The sequence below is a fragment of the Streptomyces venezuelae ATCC 10712 genome (assembly GCF_008639165.1).
Classification (GTDB): Bacteria; Actinomycetota; Actinomycetes; order Streptomycetales; family Streptomycetaceae; genus Streptomyces; species Streptomyces venezuelae.
In genome coordinates, this window is record NZ_CP029197.1 from 3,413,149 (window position 1) to 3,431,461 (window position 18,313).

20 protein-coding genes are annotated in these 18,313 nt (G+C 71.0%); 9 read left to right on the plus strand and 11 right to left on the minus strand.

Features of this window, described 5'->3' with window-relative positions; translation table 11 throughout:
* Window positions 1-110: 110 nt before the first annotated feature.
* Both DEJ43_RS15485 and DEJ43_RS15490 read left to right on the plus strand, forming a co-directional pair.
* The gene (locus tag DEJ43_RS15485) at window positions 111-1,403 is read left to right on the plus strand and encodes an FAD-dependent monooxygenase (protein ID WP_015034312.1); all 1,293 of its coding nucleotides are present in this window, start codon (window positions 111-113) and stop codon (window positions 1,401-1,403) included.
* Complete coding sequence (locus tag DEJ43_RS15490) at window positions 1,400-2,053, plus strand: pyridoxine/pyridoxamine 5'-phosphate oxidase (RefSeq protein WP_015034313.1); 654 nt, start codon at window positions 1,400-1,402, stop codon at window positions 2,051-2,053. Before DEJ43_RS15485 ends, DEJ43_RS15490 begins: the two co-directional genes overlap by 4 nt.
* A 3-nt stretch (window positions 2,054-2,056) precedes the next feature.
* Here DEJ43_RS15490 and DEJ43_RS15495 read toward each other — a convergent pair whose 3' ends face one another.
* The 5 genes from DEJ43_RS15495 to DEJ43_RS15515 all read right to left on the minus strand — a co-directional run bounded on the left by DEJ43_RS15495 (window position 2,057) and on the right by DEJ43_RS15515 (window position 7,870).
* Window positions 2,057-3,940 (minus strand): AMP-dependent synthetase/ligase, encoded by a 1,884-nt coding sequence (locus DEJ43_RS15495; RefSeq protein ID WP_015034314.1) that lies wholly within the window; start codon window positions 3,938-3,940, stop codon window positions 2,057-2,059.
* A gap of 100 nt (window positions 3,941-4,040) precedes the next feature.
* A complete protein-coding gene (locus tag DEJ43_RS15500) occupies window positions 4,041-4,655 on the minus strand; it encodes a TetR/AcrR family transcriptional regulator (RefSeq protein WP_078508886.1) in 615 nt (204 codons plus the stop codon).
* 162 nt (window positions 4,656-4,817) lie between these two features.
* Window positions 4,818-6,158: a dicarboxylate/amino acid:cation symporter gene (locus tag DEJ43_RS15505; RefSeq protein ID WP_015034316.1), complete on the minus strand. Its 1,341-nt coding sequence runs from the start codon at window positions 6,156-6,158 to the stop codon at window positions 4,818-4,820.
* Between the two features lie 399 nt (window positions 6,159-6,557).
* Window positions 6,558-7,325 (minus strand): GntR family transcriptional regulator, encoded by a 768-nt coding sequence (locus DEJ43_RS15510; protein WP_015034317.1) that lies wholly within the window; start codon window positions 7,323-7,325, stop codon window positions 6,558-6,560.
* Complete coding sequence (locus tag DEJ43_RS15515) at window positions 7,325-7,870, minus strand: GntR family transcriptional regulator (protein ID WP_015034318.1); 546 nt, start codon at window positions 7,868-7,870, stop codon at window positions 7,325-7,327. Before DEJ43_RS15515 ends, DEJ43_RS15510 begins: the two co-directional genes overlap by 1 nt.
* 133 nt (window positions 7,871-8,003) lie before the next feature.
* Here DEJ43_RS15515 and DEJ43_RS15520 point away from each other — a divergent pair, with 133 nt between their 5' ends.
* The 4 genes from DEJ43_RS15520 to DEJ43_RS15535 all read left to right on the plus strand — a co-directional run bounded on the left by DEJ43_RS15520 (window position 8,004) and on the right by DEJ43_RS15535 (window position 11,155).
* Window positions 8,004-8,135 (plus strand): albusnodin family lasso peptide, encoded by a 132-nt coding sequence (locus DEJ43_RS15520; RefSeq protein ID WP_015034319.1) that lies wholly within the window; start codon window positions 8,004-8,006, stop codon window positions 8,133-8,135.
* Window positions 8,136-8,220: 85 nt separating this feature from the next.
* Complete coding sequence (locus DEJ43_RS15525) at window positions 8,221-10,026, plus strand: albusnodin/ikarugamycin family macrolactam cyclase (RefSeq protein WP_015034320.1); 1,806 nt, start codon at window positions 8,221-8,223, stop codon at window positions 10,024-10,026.
* Window positions 10,026-10,580 carry a lasso peptide biosynthesis B2 protein gene (locus tag DEJ43_RS15530; RefSeq protein ID WP_015034321.1) on the plus strand — a complete coding sequence of 185 codons (555 nt, stop codon included), beginning with the start codon at window positions 10,026-10,028 and terminating at the stop codon, window positions 10,578-10,580. Before DEJ43_RS15525 ends, DEJ43_RS15530 begins: the two co-directional genes overlap by 1 nt.
* Window positions 10,577-11,155 (plus strand): GNAT family N-acetyltransferase, encoded by a 579-nt coding sequence (locus DEJ43_RS15535; protein ID WP_015034322.1) that lies wholly within the window; start codon window positions 10,577-10,579, stop codon window positions 11,153-11,155. The genes DEJ43_RS15530 and DEJ43_RS15535 overlap by 4 nt, the downstream gene beginning before the upstream one ends.
* Window positions 11,156-11,180: 25 nt before the next feature.
* Here the strand turns inward: DEJ43_RS15535 and DEJ43_RS15540 are convergent, their stop codons facing one another.
* Window positions 11,181-11,441, minus strand: coding sequence for a DUF4229 domain-containing protein (locus tag DEJ43_RS15540; protein WP_015034323.1), 261 nt, complete (start codon window positions 11,439-11,441; stop codon window positions 11,181-11,183).
* A gap of 154 nt (window positions 11,442-11,595) precedes the next feature.
* Between DEJ43_RS15540 and DEJ43_RS15545 the strand changes: the two genes are divergently transcribed.
* Both DEJ43_RS15545 and DEJ43_RS15550 read left to right on the plus strand, forming a co-directional pair.
* Window positions 11,596-12,129, plus strand: coding sequence for a GNAT family N-acetyltransferase (locus DEJ43_RS15545; protein WP_015034324.1), 534 nt, complete (start codon window positions 11,596-11,598; stop codon window positions 12,127-12,129).
* 113 nt (window positions 12,130-12,242) lie between these two features.
* Window positions 12,243-13,121 (plus strand): AraC family transcriptional regulator, encoded by an 879-nt coding sequence (locus tag DEJ43_RS15550; RefSeq protein WP_015034325.1) that lies wholly within the window; start codon window positions 12,243-12,245, stop codon window positions 13,119-13,121.
* 110 nt (window positions 13,122-13,231) lie between these two features.
* Here DEJ43_RS15550 and mqnE read toward each other — a convergent pair whose 3' ends face one another.
* A complete protein-coding gene (gene mqnE / locus DEJ43_RS15555; RefSeq protein WP_015034326.1) occupies window positions 13,232-14,395 on the minus strand; it encodes an aminofutalosine synthase MqnE in 1,164 nt (387 codons plus the stop codon).
* A 61-nt stretch (window positions 14,396-14,456) separates the two neighbouring features.
* Window positions 14,457-14,912, minus strand: a complete 456-nt coding sequence (locus DEJ43_RS15560) for an Lrp/AsnC family transcriptional regulator (RefSeq protein WP_015034327.1) — start codon at window positions 14,910-14,912, stop codon at window positions 14,457-14,459.
* Between the two features lie 147 nt (window positions 14,913-15,059).
* Here DEJ43_RS15560 and DEJ43_RS37475 point away from each other — a divergent pair, with 147 nt between their 5' ends.
* Entirely contained in the window at window positions 15,060-15,197 is a 138-nt protein-coding gene (locus DEJ43_RS37475) for a hypothetical protein (protein ID WP_167537137.1), read from the plus strand.
* On the opposite strand, the gene DEJ43_RS15565 is transcribed toward DEJ43_RS37475, so the two are convergent.
* Genes DEJ43_RS15565 through DEJ43_RS15575 form a run of 3 tightly spaced genes read right to left on the minus strand, consistent with a single transcriptional unit; the run spans window position 15,194 to window position 18,253 of the window.
* On the minus strand, window positions 15,194-15,871 hold the full coding sequence (locus DEJ43_RS15565) for a UbiX family flavin prenyltransferase (protein ID WP_015034329.1): 678 nt from the start codon (window positions 15,869-15,871) through the stop codon (window positions 15,194-15,196). The two genes, DEJ43_RS37475 and DEJ43_RS15565, sit on opposite strands and share 4 nt — an antisense overlap.
* 31 nt (window positions 15,872-15,902) lie before the next feature.
* Complete coding sequence (mqnP, locus tag DEJ43_RS15570; RefSeq protein ID WP_015034330.1) at window positions 15,903-16,805, minus strand: menaquinone biosynthesis prenyltransferase MqnP; 903 nt, start codon at window positions 16,803-16,805, stop codon at window positions 15,903-15,905.
* The gene (locus DEJ43_RS15575) at window positions 16,802-18,253 is read right to left on the minus strand and encodes a menaquinone biosynthesis decarboxylase (RefSeq protein WP_015034331.1); all 1,452 of its coding nucleotides are present in this window, start codon (window positions 18,251-18,253) and stop codon (window positions 16,802-16,804) included. The genes mqnP and DEJ43_RS15575 overlap by 4 nt, the downstream gene beginning before the upstream one ends.
* Window positions 18,254-18,313: the final 60 nt, after the last annotated feature.

Below are 18,313 nucleotides of genomic sequence, written 5' to 3' on the forward strand. Positions count from 1 at the left end.
ACGGCCGGCCCGGAATCTATACAAGCGTCATAGACAGACGTGTAGGACATCCGTATAGTCATGTCCGCGGGCAGGGGAACGGCCCGCGACCACCGACAAGGAGTCCTGCCATGAGCACCGCCACGCCCACCGCCGCGAAGACCGTCCTCATCTCCGGAGCCTCCGTCGCCGGACCCGCCCTCGCCCTCTGGCTGCACCGCTACGGCTTCACCCCCACCGTCGTCGAGCGCGCCCCCGAACTGCGCACCGGCGGCTACAAGGTCGACATCCGCGGCACCTCCGTCGAGATCTGCCGCCGGATGGGCATCCTCGACGCGATCCGCGCCCACTCCACCGACATGCGCGGCGGTTCGTACGTCGATGACCAGGGACGCACCATCGGCGAACTGCCCGCCGACATCTTCGGCGGACGCGTCGAGGGCGACGACGAGATCATGCGCGGCGAACTCGCCCGCGTCCTACACGAGCGGACCCGCGACGACGTCGAATACCTCTTCGGCGACTCGATCGCCACCCTCGACGAATACACCGAGGACGGCGGCGGCGTCACCGTCACCTTCGAGAGCGGCACCGTCCGCCGCTTCGACCTCGTCGTCGGCGCCGACGGACTCCACTCCCACACCCGGCGGCTCGCCTTCGGACCCGAGGAGCGCTACAAGCGCCACCTCGGCGCGTACATCTCGATCTTCACCGCCCCCAACCACCTGGAACTCGACCGCTGGGAGACGTACCACGCCCTCCCCGGGAAGCTGGTCTGCGCCTACAGCTCCGCCGGTGAGACCGACGCCAAGAACCTCTTCATCTTCTCCTCGCCCGAACTCCCCTACCACCACCGGGACATCACCGCCCAGAAGCGACTCCTCACCGAGGCCTTCACCGGCGACCGATGGGAGATCCCCCGGCTCCTCGGCCACGCCGCCGACGCCGACGACCTCTACTTCGACTCGATCTCCCTGATCGAGATGGACCGCTGGTCCAAGGGACGCGTCGTCCTCCTCGGCGACGCCGCCCACTGCGCCTCCCCCGCCTCCGGCCAGGGCACCGGCCTCGCCCTCACCGGCGCGTACGTCCTCGCCGGCGAACTGGCCCGGGCCGGCGGCGACCACACCGTCGCCTTCGCCCGCTACGAGGCGCACATGCGGCCCGGCGTCGAGCGCAACCAGAAGCTGGCGGAAGGCTTCGTCAAGGAGATGACCGTCGGCTCGAAGTGGAAGATCAAGCTGCGGATGCTCATGGTGCGGACCCTGCCGAAGACCCCCTGGAAGAACCTCATCGCCAAGAAGATCCGCGACGAGATCCAGGCCGCGGCGAACGCCGTCCCGCTGGTCGACTACGCCGCGCCGACCACGACCGGCACCACCGGCCCCACCGGCACCCCCGCACGCCCTACCGTGACCGCATGACCGACTTCCACCGAGCCCTCCACTCCCTCCGGGTCTGGGACACCGCCCTGCCGTCCTTCGACCCGGCGGGCGCCCCGCCCGAGCCCCTCCCCCTCTTCCACGACTGGTTCACGGCCGCGGTCGCCGCCGGCCAGACCGAGCCGCACACCCTCTCCCTGGCCACCGTCGACGAGGACGGCAGGCCCGACGTCCGCACCGTGATGCTGCACGACGCCGACGCCCGCGGCTGGCACTTCGCCTCCCACGCCACCAGCGCCAAGGGCCGCCAGCTCGCCGCCCGCCCCGAGGCCGCGCTCGGCTTCTACTGGCCGGCCCAGGGCCGCCAGGTCCGCGTCCGCGGCCACGTCACCACCGGCACCCCCGAGGAGGCGTACGCAGACCTCCACGCCCGCAGCACCGGCGCCCTCGCCGCCGCCCTGGTCGGCCGGCAGAGCGAGGTCCTCGACTCCCCGCAGACCCTCGCGGAAGCCGGCGCGCGCGCCTGGCACCGCGCCGAGACCGAACCGGACGCCGCCGTCCCCACCTGGACCCTGTACCTGGTCGAACCGGCCGAGGTCGAGTTCTTCCAGGGCGACGAACACCGCCGCCACCTCCGCCTCCGCTACCGCCGCACCGACCACGGCTGGACCCGCGAACTCCTCTGGCCCTGACGGTCACTCGTCCACGCCGGGCCCGTACATCTCCTCGACCTCCCGGGCGAAGTCCCGCAGCACCGCGCCCCGTTTGAGCTTCAAGGACGGGGTCAGGTGACCGGAGGCCTCCGAGAACTCGGCGGTCAGGACCCGGAAGGCGCGGATCGACTCGGCGCGCGAGACCAGCCGGTTGGCCTCGTCCACCGCCCGCTGGAGCGCGGCGAGCAGCTCCTCGTCCCGGGTCAGCTCCCACAGCGCCAGATGGTCCTTGTGCCGCATCCGCCGCCAGTGCGTCACGCCCTCGTGGTCCAGGGTGATCAGAGCCGTGACGTACGGGCGGTTGTCGCCGAGGACCACGCACTGGGCGACCAGCGGGTGGGCCCGCAGCCAGTCCTCCAGCGGAGCCGGAGCGACGTTCTTCCCGGCCGAGGTGATGAGGATGTCCTTCTTGCGGCCGGTGATCCGCAGATAGCCCTCCGCGTCCAGCGAACCGAGGTCGCCGGTGGGAAACCATCCGTCGTCGGTGTACGGCACGGCCGCCCCGCGCTGCGCGTCCCAGTACCCGGCGAAGACGTGACCGCCCCGCAGCCAGACCTCGCCGTCGTCGGCGATCCGCACGGACGTGCCGGGCAGCGGCCAGCCGACCGTGCCGGTGCGGGGCCGCCGCGGCGGGGTGACCGTCGACGCGGCGGTGGTCTCCGTCAGGCCGTACCCCTCGAAGACCTCCACGCCCGCGCCCGCGAAGAACTCCGCGAGCCGCGCGCCCAGCGGGGAGCCGCCGGAGATCACGTACCGCACCCGGCCGCCCAGTGCCGCGCGGATCCGCCGGTAGACCAGCGGGTCGTACAGCGCCCGGGCGGCCCGCAGCGAGAGCGAGGGCGCCGCCTCCTGCCCGTACCGGCGGGCGACCCGGGCCGCGCGGTCGAACGAGCCCGCCTTGCCGCCGCGTTCGGCGGTGGCGCGGGCCGAGTTGAAGACCTTCTCCAGGACGTACGGGATGGCCAGCAGGAACGTCGGGCGGAACGCGGCCAGATCCGCGAGGAGTTCCGCGCCCTCCACCGACGGCGCGTGCCCGACCCGGACCCTCGCCCGCACGCAGCCGATCGCGACCATCCGCCCGAAGACATGGGAGAGCGGCAGGAACAACAGGGTGGCCGCGGGGTCCTTGCTCTCCGAGACGAACACGGGATGGAGGAGCCGTACGGCGTTGTCGACCTCGGCGAAGAAATTGGCGTGGGTGAGCGCGCAGCCCTTGGGCCGGCCGGTGGTGCCGGAGGTGTAGATGAGGGTGGCGAGGGTCTCGGGGGTGAGCAGCCCTCGGCGGACGGTGACGGCGTCGTCGGCGACCCGGGCGCCCGCCGCGCGCAGCTGCGCGACCGCGCCGGTGTCCAGGACCCACAGGTGCGCGAGGCCCGGCAGCTGCCGCCGCTCGGCGGAGACGAGCCGGGCCTGGGCCGGGTCCTCGACGACACACGCGGCGGCGCCGGAGTCCTGGAGGATCCAGCGGGTCTGGAAGGCGGACGAGGTGGGATAGACGGGGACGGTCACGAGCCCGGCCGCCCAGGCGGCGAAGTCGAGCAGCGTCCACTCGTAGGTGGTCCTGGCCATCAGGGCGAGCCGGTCGCCGGGGCGCAGCCCGTGGGCGATGAGCCCCTTGGCGACGGAGTGGACCTCGGCGGCGAAGGCGAACGCGGTGACGTCGCTCCAGGCCCCGTCCGCCCCCTTCCGGGAGAAGAGCACCGCCGCGGGGTCCTGCCGGGCGTTGTCGTACGGCAGGTCGGCGAGGGAGCCCCGGCGGACCGCCGGGACGAGCGCGGGCACCGAGACCTCCCGCACCACCCCGTCCACCAGGGTCTTGGACGGCTCGACCGGTTCGCTCCCGGACAGGGCGGTGTCGACGGACACGGGCGGCTCCTCGGTCTTCGCGATGAACTGAGGTCGTGCGTCGGTGCGTTGTGCCCGGCAACAGCCGTAACTAGCCGGTAACCTTACTGCGAGGTAAGCGTCAACGGGGAGACCAGCGCTCGCTTTTCATGAGGTTCCCGAGCCCCGACCACGCGAAGTCCATCAGCGTCGCGGCCGCCTCCTTCGCCGTCACCCCCGGCGTCGCGTTCGCCCAACTCGCCAGCGACTCGGCCGAACCCACGAGCGCCTGCGCGAGCGCCTCCACCTCCCGCCCACCGACAGCGGCCCCGCCCCGCCCGGCGACACCGCCCCCGCCCCGCGCCTCCCGCGCCGCCTCGCCGATGAGCCCCGCCACGAACGCCGTGATCTCGTCCCGCATCCGCGCCGCCTCCCCGGCGAACGGCTCCCCCTGCGTCCGCGCCCGCACACTGAGCACCGTCCAGGCGTCCGGGTGCTCGGCGGCGTACGAGAAGAAGGCGAGCAGCCCCGCCCACAACCGCTCGTCGGGCGGCCCGCCCCGGCCGACGACGGCCTCGGCCACCACCCCGAGCAGCGCCTGCGCCTCCCGCCGGATCACGGCGGTGAAGAGCTCCTCCTTGGAGTTCAGATACAGGTACACGAGCGGCTTCGACACCCCGGCCAACTCGGCGATCTCGTCCATCGAAGCGGCCTGGTACCCGTGCCGCGCGAAGCTCCGCACCGCCGCGTCCAGCATCTGCCGCTCCCGCACGACCCGCGGCAACCGCCGCGCCTTCCCCCCGCCGACCACACCCCCCACCCCAAACCCCCAAACTCCACCCACTGCCCCGCGAAAGCCTACGTGCCCCCTGCCCACAGGGGGCAGAGGGCACGTGAGGTGCGAGGGTGACCGACGAGGTCAGGCCGCGACGGCGACCTTCGGCTCGGTCTCGCGGCTGTCGGCCAGGTCGTCGATGGGGGACGACGAGGCGTTCTCGTACGCCGTGAGGTCGAGGATCTTCTCGCGGGCGGAGACGATCACCGGGACCAGCGCCTGACCGGCGACGTTGGTGGCGGTCCGCATCATGTCCAGGATCGGGTCGATCGCCATCAGGAGGCCGACGCCCTCCAGGGGGAGGCCCAGGGTGGAGAGGGTCAGGGTCAGCATGACCGTCGCGCCCGTCAGGCCGGCGGTGGCCGCCGAGCCGATGACCGAGACGAAGGCGATGAGCAGGTAGTCGCCGATGCCGAGCTGCACGTCGAAGATCTGCGCGATGAAGATCGCGGCGAGCGCCGGGTAGATCGCGGCGCAGCCGTCCATCTTGGTGGTCGCGCCGAACGGGACGGCGAAGGAGGCGTACTCCTTCGGGACGCCGAGGCGCTCGGTGACCTTCTGGGTGACCGGCATGGTGCCGACCGAGGAGCGGGAGACGAAGGCCAGCTGGATGGCCGGCCAGGCGCCCTTGTAGAACTGCAGCGGGTTGACCTTGGCGACCGTCGCGAGCAGCAGCGGGTAGACGCCGAACATGACCAGGGCGCAGCCGACGTAGATGTCGGCGGTGAAGGTCGCGTACTTGCCGATCAGGTCCCAGCCGTAGTCGGCGATGGCGAAGCCGATGAGGCCGACGGTGCCGAGCGGGGCGAGGCGGATGACCCACCAGAGGGCCTTCTGGAGGAGCTCGAGGACCGACTCGGAGAGGGTGAGGATCGGCTTGGCACGGTCGCCGAGCTTGAGGGCGGCGATGCCTGCGACGGCGGCCATGAAGACGATCTGGAGGACGTTCAGCTCGGTGAACGGGGTGATGACGTCCGTCGGGATGATGCCGGTCAGGAAGTCGATCCAGGAGCCCTCGCGCTTCGGCAGCTTGCCGTCCTGCGGGGTGAGGCCGGTGCCGGCGCCCGGGTTGGTGATCAGGCCGATGGCGAGGCCGATGGCCACCGCGATCAGCGAGGTGATCATGAACCAGAGCAGGGTGCGGGTGGCGAGCCTGGCGGCGTTGTTCACCTTCCGCAGGTTGGTGATCGAGACCAGGATCGCGAAGAAGACGAGGGGGGCGACGGCCAGCTTGAGCAGCTGGACGAAGATGTCGCCGACCTGGCCGAGGGTCTCCTTCAGCCAGGAGACGTCCTGGCTGCGGGCGATCCAGCCGAGCAGGGCGCCGAGGACGAGACCGGCGATGATCTGGGCCCAGAAGGGGACCTTGGGTATCCGGGACGAGGGCTTGGTCTCGTTCTCGGGCGTGGTCGCGGACGCGGACACAGACACACTCCACTGGTGCGTATCGGGCAATACGGGGACGGGGGTGCGGCACACACGCGCTTTCACGCGGGCCGCTGCATGATGCCGGGTCAGACCTCGCGGCAACAGACCGCGGACATACAGCGGCACAGATCGACGTGCAGGCGCGCCACGAGCGGGGTGCTCGCGGCATGAGAGGGGCGCACTGCTGTCGTCATGTCGAACACGTTAACACTTGAACTTTGAGAACCTCAAAGCCCTTCTTTGAGGTGCAGGAACCCCTCTCCACCTCAGAAACGCAGAACACCCCAGGCGGGAGCCTTGGAAGCTCCCGCCCGGGGTGGGCGGTCTGCGATGATCTGTGAGGAACCTTACGCGGGCCTTATCCCCCGCCTCGCCCCGTCGCCGCTGCGCGTCACCTCACGTCACGGGCAGCCTGTACCGCATCCGATACCGGTGCGCCGCCTTCGTCATCAGCGTCGCCTCGATCGGGCGCCCGCCGTCGGAGTAGACCACTCGGAAGGCAACGAGGACGGGCATGTCCTTCGGCAGCTCCAGGGCCACGACCTCCTCCTCCGTCGGGATCTCGGACGACAGCTCGTCCACGAATTCGCGCGGAGGGAAGCCCAGCGAGTCGAGCAGCGCCGGCGTGCCGCCCCGGATCCGCTTCCTCTCCAGCACGGCCGTGCCCTCGACCAGACTCAGCGGGTAGTACGACCGCGTGAGTTCCGTCGGTTCTTCGTCCAGGAGCAGGAGCTGCTTGCGGAGCACGGCCCGCCCACCGTCCTCCAGCCGCAGAGCCTCGGCCACTTCGGCCGGCGGCACCACGACCTCGACGTCGAGAAGCCGGATCGCACCGGCCCGTTCCCGCTTCGCGGCCTCGGACATCCAGGGGTAGGGCTCGCCCGGCCCGGCCGGCTTCATGTAGGCGATCGGCTCGACGGACTGTTGCACGTGCTGGCGCACGTACACGCCCCTGCCCGGCAGGCCTTCGAGGAGTCCCTCGGCCTTCAGCGCCTGGAGGGCCTTCTGGACGGTCGTGTTGGCCACGCCGCCGTACTGCTCCATCAGTTCCGCCGTCGAGCCCAGCTTGCTTCCCGGCGGGAGGTCCCCGCGGGTGATCCGCCGCCGGAGTTCCGCCGCGATCTTCTGGTGCGGCGACCTCGTGTCCTTGAACTCCCTGGCCATCACGCGCCCTGCTTTCCGAGCCTGTACGTGAGGTGCCGACCGGCCGGCATGGTCATCAGAGACGCCTCCATCGGCGTCCCGTCGGCGGTCCGTGTCAGGCGCAGCAGACGAAGGACGGCGTCGCCTTCGGCCAGACCCAGGTGTTCGCGCTCGTCGGGGGTGGCCAGGGCGGCGCTCACGTCCTCGACGACTTCGGCGCCGGTGTACCCCAGGTCGGCGAGCAGGGTGACCGCGCCGCCGGGCACTTTGCGCGGTTCCGCCAGGGGCGTGCCTCCGGCGACGGAGACGGGGTAGTACGAGTCGGCCAGCTCGACGGGGTGGCCGTCCAGCAGGATCAGCCGACGCCTGACGATCACCCGCTCGGCGGCGGACAGCCCCAGGGCGGCACGAACAGCGGCGGGGGCCTCCGTCTCGCCCGCCTGCAGCAGCCGCTGCCCTCCACGGCTCCCTCGACGAGCGGCCTCATCGGTCCACGCGTCACTCTGACCGGGCTTCCGCGGGGCCAGGTACGGCGCGGTCTCACTGATCCACGCATCGCCCGACATGTTCCTACCTCCACCTCACTGTTGCCAGCGACCCTACTTCCTCGTTCCTCCACCGGGAGATCCATCATAAGCGCTTGCCGCTTAAAGCGGCTTGCCATTAAGGTTGCCGTACCGACCACAGAGAGGAACCGTCATGACCGATCTGCCGCGTACGGAGGAGGCCCCGGCCGGGGCGGAGGTGCTCGACATCGGTGACGCCGCCGAGCTGACCCAGGGCCAGGGCGGCGGCCAGAGCGAGGACAAGCGGCGGGCCTACAACTGCTGATCCCGGCTCGCCGCGTGGCTCCGTCCCGGTTTCCGGGGCGGGGCCACACCCTCGATTCCCGTTGCCCGACGTGGAGGACTCCCAGATGCCCATCGGAGGATTCAGCACGCCCAGGCCAGGCCTTCCCCACCCGGTCGGCGCGCACGCTCTCACCAGGTCGTCCGCTTGGCGATTGGGCGCGTTTCCCGTCCGAGTCGCCCAGTACGAGGACCGCCGGGTCCTCGTCATCGGGCTCTGCGGGGCGAGCGACGACGAGGTCCGGGGCCTGGCCGACCACCTGGTGCCCGCGGACGCCGCATGGCGTTGGCCCGGCGCGTACGCGGTGGTGGAGGAAGCACCGGGCGGGGTGGTGGTGCACACCGATCCGGCGAGCGCGCTGCCCCTGTACGCGGTCGCGTGGGGCGGGACGTGGGCATGGTCCACGTCCGCCCGGTTCCTCGCCGCCCTGGCCGGCACCCGGATCGATCCGGAGCGCCTGGCCTGTGCCGTCCTCGCGCCTTCCCTCCCGGTACTGGCCGAGGGCCGGAGCTTCTTCGCCGGTGTGGTCCGTCTGCCGGCGGGATGCCGCGTCGTCCTCCCGGACGACGGTGGCCCCCGCACGCACTCCGTCCAGTGGCGCCCGGACGCGGTCGGTGGCGCACCGCACGTGCGACTGCGCGACGCCCTCGGCTCCGGCGTACGGCTGCGTGCCGCCATCGACCCCGGGCTGTCCAGCGACCTCTCCGGAGGGCTCGACTCCACCACTATTGCGGGCATCGCCGCGGCTGTGGTCGACTCCCCTCTCCACGCGGTCACGGTCCATCCGGCAGGGATCCTCGACGGAGCCGACGTCTCGTACGCCCGCCTCGCCGCCAACGCATCGCAGGGTCGGATCGCGCACCGACTGCTCCCCCTGACCGCCGAGCACCGGCCGTACACCCGTCTGCGGGAAGTACCCGTGACCGACGAACCCGCCCCGTCCGCCCTCACGCACGCTCGCTTCCTGGGCCAGCTCCGGTGGATGCACCGGACGCTCGGGACCCGTACCCACCTGACCGGTGACGGTGGCGACAGCGTCCTGTTCCAGCCGCCCGCCCACCTGGCCGACCTGATCCGGCACGGTCGCCATCGACGGGCGGCGGGCGAGGCCGTCGGGTGGGCGCGGCTCCGCCGTACCCCGGTCGCCCCCCTCCTTCGTGATGCCGCGACCATGGCCCGCACCCCCCGTGCTCGGTCGCTGGAGCGCCTCGCGGCCAGGCTGGCGGCGGGACCCGGCGCGCGAGAGAACGCGGGCAACGTCCGCTGGTTCCCCACGCTCCCCATGCCGTCCTGGGCGACTCCGGACGCCCTGGGGCTCCTGGGTCGGGCCGCCGAGCGGGCGGCGGCCGGGCCCGACGAGCTGCCGGGTCTCGACGCGTCCGTGCGCGTCCTGGTGGACGACATCAGGGAAGTGGCCCGCACCGCCGTCGCGGACGCCGAGCTGGCGGCGGGATGCGGAATCGATCTCCACAACCCGTTCCTGGACGCACGGGTGATGGACGCGGTGCTACGGACCCCGCTCGGCGGCCGTGCTCCGCTCCACGCCTACAAGCCCACTCTGGTCAGGGCGTTCGCGGACGTACTGCCTGCCGAGGTCCGCGCCCGTACGACGAAGGGAAGCTTCGAGGCCGACCACTTCACCGGCATGCGGGCCGCCCTGCCCGAACTGCTGGACCAGGCCGGCCTGCACCTGGCGTCCCTGGATCTCATCGACCTCTCCCTCTTCCGGGCCGGCTTACGCCGGGCAGCCGCCGGGGTGCCGATGCCGCTCGCCACGATCGAACAGGCCCTCGCCGTGGACGCCTGGCTGCACGCGATCAGCCTGGCGCCCACGCCGAGGTGGGCCTCCCCCGTGCCCGGAAAGGCGATCTGATGGAAAGCTCTGTGGACTTCGGGCACGTCCGCGTCCTCGTCGACTACGACACCGGCCGCGTCCGCTGCGTGCTCCCGGCGAAGCCGGGCCCCACGACCGCACCCGCCGCGAGTTGGGGCAGCAGCGAACACCCCGCCGGACTGACCCGCCCGGCCGACGCCTGGAGTCCGATGGCGGCCGCCGCCCTCTTCGTCGTCCTCGCCGTGAAGAACGCGGGACGGCGGGAGACCACGATGCGGCGCGTCCTCCGTGTCGTACGGGCGGCCCACTCGTTCACGATCAAGCCGGCCACCGTGCGGCAGGCGACGGCAGCCGTCGGTGCCGTGCGACGCGCCGCCTGGGCCTCCCCCGGGCGTACCGCGTGCCTGGAAGAATCGGCCGCCGTCGTCCTGCTCCTCGCGCTCCGCCGCCGCTCGGTCGTCTGGTGCCACGGGGTCGCTCCCGATCCGGTCCGACTGCATGCCTGGATCACCACTCACGACGGTCTCCCCGTCGCCGAACCCCCGTCCACCCGGGCGTACACCACCGCCCTCACCTTCGGAGCGTCCTCGTGAACGACCACGCCCCCGACCTCTGGATCTCCAGCCCGACCTGCGCGCTGGGGCCCTATCGGGCGGACCTCGTCGAGACGTACTGGCGCTGGGAGCAGGACCCCGCGCTGATGGTCGGCTACGGCCGCCAGTCCCCCGAGTCCCTGGAGGCCCGTACGGAGGGCATCGCCCACCAGCTCCGGGGGTCCAACATCCGCTTCACCGTCTACGAGGTGGCCGGCGAGCGGTCCGTCCCGGTCGGCGTCACCACGCTCCTCCCCGACGACGCCGTCCGCACGGCGGAGTTCGTCATCATGCTCGGCAAGGAAGCGCGCGGGCGCGGGCTGGGTGCGGAGGCGACCCGGTTGACGCTCGACTACGCGTTCCACGTATCGGCTCTCCGCATGGTGTGGCTGAAGGTCCTCGCACCCCACACGGCGGGGATCAGGGCATACGAGCGAGCCGGATTCCGGCTCGCGGGAAGGCTGAGGGAATCCGGCTACTGGCTCGGTCAGGTCTGCGACGAGGTGCTGATGGACGCTCTCGCGGCCGACTTCGCGGGACCGTCGGCGGTGAAGGCGCTGTTCCCTGAGAAGTAGTTCCCGGGAGCCGCAGCCGCTCCGGCTAGTCCTCCTGGGAGCGGTTCGCGGCCAGGCGGTCCTTCGCGCGGTCGACCTTGGCCACGACCTCGGCGCTCGCCTCGTCGCGGACCTTGCGGAGCAGGACGAAGCTCAGCGGGGCGGAGATGACGATGGCGAGGACGAGGACCCAGAGGAGGTTCGAGTCGCCGAGGCCGCGCGGCAGCACCTCGATGTAGACGAGGCCCCACAGGGCGAGGAAGCATCCGGCGAAGATGCCGAGACGCATCAGCGTGTAACGGAGCATGTCAGCCCACTCTTCCGTTTCCTACGTTCCGAAAAGTTCCCAAGATCCCATACGGGACGTGCGCCCCTCCAGTGAAGCACGAGGAGGGGGGCTCGCCGGGAGGGGGGTTCGGCGGCCCTTGAGCAGGACATTCGGTAATAGATAAGGTGTATCCATGACCCTTACGTTTGAGCTGGATCCGTCGGTCGACCCCGCCCTGCGCGACGGCGTGCTCTCCCTCTGGGCGGACGTCACCAACGCCGGCGGCGCGGTCGGCTTCGTCCCGCCCGTCACCCCCGACGTGATCCGTCCCGCCCTGCTCAAGCACCTCGTGTCGATGGCCGAGGGCGGCACCCGTCTGCTCGTCGGCCGCGACGCGGACGGCGAGATTGCCGCCACCGCGTTCTTCACCTTCAACACCCACCCCCTCATGACGCACTGGGTGTGGGTCTACACGGTGATGGTCCACCCCCGGCACCACGGCAAGGGGTACGGCCGCGACCTGCTGGCCGCGGTCGAGCACTCCGCCCGTACCGCCGAGGGCTTCGAGGCGATCGAGGCGATCCGGCTGACCTGCCGGGGCGGCACCGGCGTCGACGGCTTCTACGCCAAGGCGGGGTACAAGGAGGTCGGCCGCGTCCCCGACGCGATCCGGGTCGCCCCCGGCGACGACCGCGACGACATCATCATGCTGCTGCCCCTGCTCTGAGTCCCCCCGCCGGGACGCCGGGCGCCCACCCGACCGGAACGGGCACAGGAAGTCGGGTCCGCGGCACCCCGTCCTTCCTACGGTGAGGACACGGAAAAGGAAGGACGGACCACGTGCTGGAGCGGCTCAACCAGGCACTCGACCGCATCGAGGAGCACCTCGCCGCCGACGCCGGCGGCGACCTCGACCCGGCCGAGCTCGCCCGGATCGCGGCCACCTCGGAGTACCACTTCCGGCGGCTCTTCTCGGCGCTCGCCGGGATGCCCCTGTCGGAGTACGTGCGGCGCCGGCGGCTCACCGTCGCGGGCGCCGAGGTGCTCGCCGGCGAGCGGACGCTCCTGGAGATCGCGGTGCGCCACGGCTACGGCTCCGGGGAGGCCTTCGCCCGCGCGTTCCGCGCGGTGCACGGGGTCGGCCCCGGGGAGGCCCGCCGGACGGGGGCCGCGCTCAACGCCCAGCCACGGATGTCCTTCCGCCTCGTCGTCGAAGGGAACAGCAGCATGCGGTACCGGATCGTGGAGAAGGCGGACCTCCGGGTCGTCGGGCGGAAGGCCCGCGTCCCGCTGGTCCACGAGGGGGAGAACCCGGCGATCGCCGCGCACATCCGGTCCCTCGGGCAGGAGACGATCGCGCGCCTCGCGCGGCTCTCCGACCAGGAGCCCGCGGGGATCGTCTCGGCGGTCGTCCACCTCACGGACAGCCGGGAGGAGGGCGCCGAGCTCGACTACTGGCACGCGGTGGTGAGCGACGCGGAGGTCCCCGGGGAGTTCGACGTGCTCGACGTGCCCGCCGGCAGCTGGGCCGTGTTCGAGAACGAGGGCCCGCTGCCGGAGGCCGTGCAGTACCTGTGGCGGGACATCTTCACCCAGTGGTTCCCGTCCAATCCGTACGCGATCAGGCCGGGGCCCGAGATCATGCGCCTCGACCCGTCGGAGGACTGGAAGACGGCGCGGGCGGAGCTGTGGATCCCGGTGGAGCACCGCACGGCGTGAGGCCGGGAGGAAGAGCCGGGAAGAAGAGGGGCCGCGTGACGGCGGTATGAGGAAGGGCCGGTGGGGTTCCCACCGGCCCTTCCTCATGTGCTCACCACGCCGGTGCGTCGTCAGACCCGCATCGCCTGCGGCGTCTCCCGTCGCTCCGCGTCCGGGCCCGGGTACTCGCGGATGATCTCGTACCGGGTGTTCCGCTCGACCGGCCGGAAGCCCGCGTCGCGGATGAGTTCGAGCAGGTCCTCGCGACCCAGCTTGTTCGGCGTGCCGTAGTTGTCGGCGTCGTGCGTGATCTTGTACTCGACGACCGAGCCGTCCATGTCGTCGGCGCCGTGCTGGAGCGCGAGCTGCGCGGTCTGGACGCCGTGCATGACCCAGAAGACCTTGACGTGCGGCACGTTGTCGAAGAGGAGCCGGGAGACCGCGAAGGTCTTCAGGGCCTCGGCGCCGGTCGCCATGGTGGTGCGGGCCTGGAGCTTGTTGCGGACCTTGCCGTCCTTCATGTCCACGAAGTCGTGCTGGTAGCGCAGCGGGATGAAGACCTGGAAGCCGCCGGTCTCGTCCTGGAGCTCACGGAGCCGCAGCACGTGGTCGACGCGGTGGCGGGGCTCCTCGATGTGCCCGTACAGCATCGTGCTCGGGGTCTTGAGGCCCTTCGCGTGGGCGAGCCGGTGGATCCGGGACCAGTCCTCCCAGTGGGTGCGGTGGTCCACGATGTGCTGGCGGACCTCCCAGTCGAAGATCTCGGCGCCGCCGCCGGTGAGCGATTCGAGGCCGGCTTCGATCAGCTCGTCGAGGATGTCGGAGGCGGACATGCCCGAGATGGTCTCGAAGTGGTGGATCTCGGTGGCGGTGAAGGCCTTGAGGGAGACGTTCGGCAGGGCCTTCTTGAGCTCGGAGAGGGAGCGCGGGTAGTACCGCCAGGGCAGGTTGGGGTGCAGCCCGTTGACGATGTGCAGCTCGGTGAGGTTCTCGTTCTCCATCGCCTTCGCGAGGCGCACGGCCTCCTCGATGCGCATGGTGTACGCGTCCTTCTCGCCCGGCTTGCGCTGGAAGGAGCAGTAGGCGCAGGAGGCGGTGCAGACGTTGGTCATGTTCAGATGCCGGTTGACATTGAAGTGGACCACGTCGCCGTTCTTGCGGGTCCTGACCTCGTGGGCCAGACCGCCGAGCCAGGCGAGGTCGTCGGACTCGTACAGGGCGATGCCGTCCTCACGGCTCAGCCGCTCACCGTCCCGGACCTTCTGCTCCAGCTCGCGCTTGAGCCCCGCGTCCATACGGCCGCCTCCCTTTTGTCTCTGAATTCGCGCTCTGACCACCGTACTCTCAGCGGTCCGGTCAGCCTTCTTCGGGCAGCTCTCCGACCCGGTTCTCCCACTTGGTGGAGAGCACGATGGTCGTGCGGGTGCGGGAGACGCCCTTGGTGCCGCTGAGGCGGCGGATGGTCTTCTCCAGGCCGTCGACGTCGCTGGCGCGGACCTTGAGCATGAAGGAGTCGTCGCCGGCGATGAACCAGCAGTCCTCGATCTCGGCGAGGTCCTTGAGGCGGCGGGCCACGTCCTCGTGGTCGGCGGCGTCGGAGAGGGAGATGCCGATGAGGGCGGTCACGCCGAGGCCGAGCGAGGCGGCGTCGACGGTGGCGCGGTAGCCGGTGATGACTCCGGCGGCCTCAAGGCGGTTGATGCGGTCGGTGACGGAGGGGCCGGAGAGCCCGACGAGCCGGCCGAGCTCGGCGTACGAGGCACGGCCGTTCTCGCGCAGAGCCTGGATGAGCTGCCTGTCCACGGCGTCCATAGGGAGGAACCTTCCATTGTCCAGCGATACCGCGAGTTTAGGTGTAGAATCTAAGGTACACAGGGGCGACACCCTGTGAATCTTGCAGTGGTTCATGGATCGAGCCGCTGTCGCTCACAACGAGCAGATCAAAGACGATCTTCAGGAGTGGTGTTCACCGTGTACACGATCGAGATGGCCTACGCCCGTATGCGCGAGCTGCAGGACCTGGCCAACCGCTCGCGTGCCCACCAGCCGACCGCCGCCTCGAAGCGTGCCGAGAAGAAGCACGCCAAGAAGCGCTAATCCGACCGGGGGGTCGCTCCACCGAGCTCTCCCTCCCACCGGCGGTACAACCGATGCGGCACGCGCGCCGCGTCGAGGACCCGCCCGGCGACGAAGTCCACCAGATCCTGGATGTGCGTCGCCCCCGCGTAGAACGCCGGAGAGGCGGGCAGCACCACGGCGCCCGCCTCGTCCAGCGCCACCATGTGCCTGAGCGTCTGACCGTTCAGCGGGGTCTCCCGCACGGCGACCACCAGCGGCCGCCGCTCCTTCAGCGTCACGCTCGCGACCCGCTGCAGCAGGTCCTTCGAGAGCCCCAGTGCCACTCCCGCCACCGCCGCGGTCGAGGCCGGCACCACCAGCATCCCCTTCGCCGGGTACGACCCGGAGGACGGCCCCGCGGCCAGGTCCCCGGCCGCCCAGTACCGCACGTCCCCCAGCCGGTCCGACACGTCGAACGCGTCCGGCTTCCCGTCCGCGCCCCGCGCCAGCCAGGCCGCCAGGTCCTCGCGCCAGTGGGCGTCGCGGAAGGAGATCCCCGTCTCGTCCAGCAGCGTGAGCCGCGAGGCCCGCGACACGACGAGGTCGACGCTCTCCCCCGCGGCGAGCAGACCGCGCAGCACGGCGGCGGCGTACGGCGTACCCGACGCCCCGGAGACCCCCACGATCCAAGGGGTGCGCTTGCCGTCGTTCATGCCGCCGAGCCTATCCGTCATCGCGCCGGGGCTACGGGGTGAGCCCGCGGACCAGCAGGTCGAGGAGGGCGCACACGAACAGCGCCATCCCGATGAAACCGTTCACCGTGAAGAAGGCCCGGTTCAGCCGGGACAGGTCGTGCGGCTTCACGATCGAGTGCTCGTAGCAGAAGGCCGCCGCCACGATCACCAGGCCGACCCAGAAGAAGGCACCGGCGCCGGTGGCGAGGGCGTACCAGACGAGCAGTCCGGTGGTGACGACGGCGGAGGCGCGGGCGCCCCAGAGCGCGGCCGGGATGCCGAAGCGGGCCGGGACCGACAGCACGCCGTGGGCGCGGTCCGCCTGGACGTCCTGGCAGGCGAAGATCAGGTCGAAGCCGCCGATCCAGACGCCGACCGCGAGCCCGAGGATGACCGCGTCCCAGGACCACTCGCCGGTCACCGCGAGCCAGGCGCCGATCGGCCCGATGGCCTGGGCGAGGCCCAGGATGGCGTGCGGGAAGTTGGTGAACCGCTTGCCGTACGGATAGACGACCATCGGGATGACGGCGAGCGGCGCGAGCGCCAGGCAGAGCGGGTTGAGCAGGGCTGCGGCGCCGAGGAACACGACGACCGCGATCCCGGCCCCGGTCCACGCCGACCGCACGGACACCGCGCCGGTCACCAGCTCGCGGTTGGCCGTCCGCGGATTACGCGCGTCGATCTCGCGGTCGATGATCCGGTTGCAGGCCATGGCGAAGGTGCGCAGCCCCACCATGCAGACGGTGACGAGGAACAGCGTCCACCAGTGGATGTTCCTGTCCATCTGGAACATCGCGGTGAGCGCGGCGGTGTAGGCGAAGGGCAGCGCGAACACCGAGTGCTCGATCATCACCAGGCGCAGGAACGCCTTCGTACGCCCCGGCTGCGCGCCGGGCACGGCGGCCGTGGTCACAGCCCGTACTCCTTCCAGCGGCGGTCCACCAGGGCGGCGGTCGCCGGGTCCGACTCGACCATGTCCGGCCAGCCGCCGTCGCGGGTGTAGCCCTCCTCGGGCAGCTTCTTCGTGGCGTCGATGCCGGCCTTGCCGCCCCAGAACTGCTGGTAGGAGGCGTGGTCGAGGTGGTCGACGGGGCCCTCGACGACCGTCAGGTCACGGGCGTAGTCGGTGTTCCCGAGCGCCCGCCAGGACACCTCGTGCAGGTCGTGGACGTCGCAGTCCTTGTCGACCACGATGATCAGCTTGGTCAGCGACATCATGTGCGCGCCCCAGATGGCGTGCATGACCTTCTGGGCGTGCTTCGGGTACTTCTTGTCGATCGAGACGATCGCGCAGTTGTGGAAGCCGCCCGACTCCGGCAGGTGGTAGTCGACGATGTCCGGCACGATGATCTTGAGCAGCGGCAGGAAGAAACGCTCCGTCGCCCGGCCGAGCGGGCCGTCCTCGGTCGGCGGCCGGCCGACCACGATCGACTGGAGCAGCGGACGCTTCCGCATCGTCACGCAGTCGATCTTCAGCGCGGGGAACGGCTCCTGCGGCGTGTAGAAACCGGTGTGGTCGCCGAAGGGCCCCTCCGGCAGCATCTCGCCCGGCTCGAGCCAGCCCTCGATCACGACCTCGGCCTGCGCGGGCACCTGGAGCGGGACGGTCTTGCAGTCGACCATCTCGATCCGCTTGCCCTGGACGAAGCCGGCGAAGAGGTACTCGTCGATGTCGCCGGGCAGCGGGGCGGTCGAGGCGTACGTGACGGCCGGCGGGCAGCCGAAGGCGATCGCGACCGGCAGCCGCTCGCCGCGCTCCGCCGCCACCGCGTAGTGGTTGCGGCTGTCCTTGTGGATCTGCCAGTGCATGCCGATGGTGCGCTTGTCGTGCCGCTGGAGCCGGTAGAGCCCGAGGTTCCGCACCCCGGTCTCCGGGTGCTTGGTGTGGGTGAGCCCCAGGTTGAAGAAGGAGCCGCCGTCCTTGGGCCAGGTGAAGAGCGCGGGCAGCTGGTCGAGGTCGACGTCGTCGCCGGTCAGGACCACCTCCTGGACGGGGGCGTCCTTCACCTTCTTCGGCGGCACGTGGACCATCGAGCCGAGCTTGCCGAAGGCCTCGCGGACCCCGATGAAGCCCTGCGGCAGCTCGGGCTTGAGCAGCCCGCCGATCTTCTCGCTGATCTCGCCGTACGACTTCAGGCCGAGGGCCTTGAGCAGGCGGCGGTCGGTGCCGAAGACGTTCATCGCGAGGGGCATCGAGGCGCCCTTGACGTTCTCGAAGAGAAGCGCCGGACCCCCCGCCTTGTTCACCCGGTCGACGATCTCCCCGACCTCCAGGTACGGGTCGACTTCGGCCTTGATGCGCTTGAGGTCGCCTTCGCGCTCGAGGGCCCTGAGCAGCGAGCGGAGATCGTCGTAAGCCATAGGGGCCAGTATCGGTCACCGGCTACCCTTGACCTGTCACCGGGGCCGCCGAAACGCGCC

What these genes read in the sequence shown, in the direction of transcription:
- DEJ43_RS15560 (WP_015034327.1), bottom strand. Translation starts at nt 14,912, where the DNA reads ATGGACGCCGTGGACAGGCAGCTCATCCAGGCTCTGCGCGAGAACGGC.
- DEJ43_RS15485 (WP_015034312.1), top strand. Translation starts at nt 111, where the DNA reads ATGAGCACCGCCACGCCCACCGCCGCGAAGACCGTCCTCATCTCCGGA.
- DEJ43_RS15540 (WP_015034323.1), bottom strand. Translation starts at nt 11,441, where the DNA reads ATGCTCCGTTACACGCTGATGCGTCTCGGCATCTTCGCCGGATGCTTC.
- mqnE (WP_015034326.1), bottom strand. Translation starts at nt 14,395, where the DNA reads ATGGACGCGGGGCTCAAGCGCGAGCTGGAGCAGAAGGTCCGGGACGGT.
- DEJ43_RS15520 (WP_015034319.1), top strand. Translation starts at nt 8,004, where the DNA reads ATGACCGATCTGCCGCGTACGGAGGAGGCCCCGGCCGGGGCGGAGGTG.
- DEJ43_RS15510 (WP_015034317.1), bottom strand. Translation starts at nt 7,325, where the DNA reads ATGGCCAGGGAGTTCAAGGACACGAGGTCGCCGCACCAGAAGATCGCG.
- DEJ43_RS15545 (WP_015034324.1), top strand. Translation starts at nt 11,596, where the DNA reads ATGACCCTTACGTTTGAGCTGGATCCGTCGGTCGACCCCGCCCTGCGC.
- DEJ43_RS15525 (WP_015034320.1), top strand. Translation starts at nt 8,221, where the DNA reads ATGCCCATCGGAGGATTCAGCACGCCCAGGCCAGGCCTTCCCCACCCG.
- DEJ43_RS15490 (WP_015034313.1), top strand. Translation starts at nt 1,400, where the DNA reads ATGACCGACTTCCACCGAGCCCTCCACTCCCTCCGGGTCTGGGACACC.
- DEJ43_RS15515 (WP_015034318.1), bottom strand. Translation starts at nt 7,870, where the DNA reads ATGTCGGGCGATGCGTGGATCAGTGAGACCGCGCCGTACCTGGCCCCG.
- DEJ43_RS15500 (WP_078508886.1), bottom strand. Translation starts at nt 4,655, where the DNA reads ATGCTGGACGCGGCGGTGCGGAGCTTCGCGCGGCACGGGTACCAGGCC.
- DEJ43_RS15530 (WP_015034321.1), top strand. Translation starts at nt 10,026, where the DNA reads ATGGAAAGCTCTGTGGACTTCGGGCACGTCCGCGTCCTCGTCGACTAC.
- DEJ43_RS15575 (WP_015034331.1), bottom strand. Translation starts at nt 18,253, where the DNA reads ATGGCTTACGACGATCTCCGCTCGCTGCTCAGGGCCCTCGAGCGCGAA.
- DEJ43_RS15565 (WP_015034329.1), bottom strand. Translation starts at nt 15,871, where the DNA reads ATGAACGACGGCAAGCGCACCCCTTGGATCGTGGGGGTCTCCGGGGCG.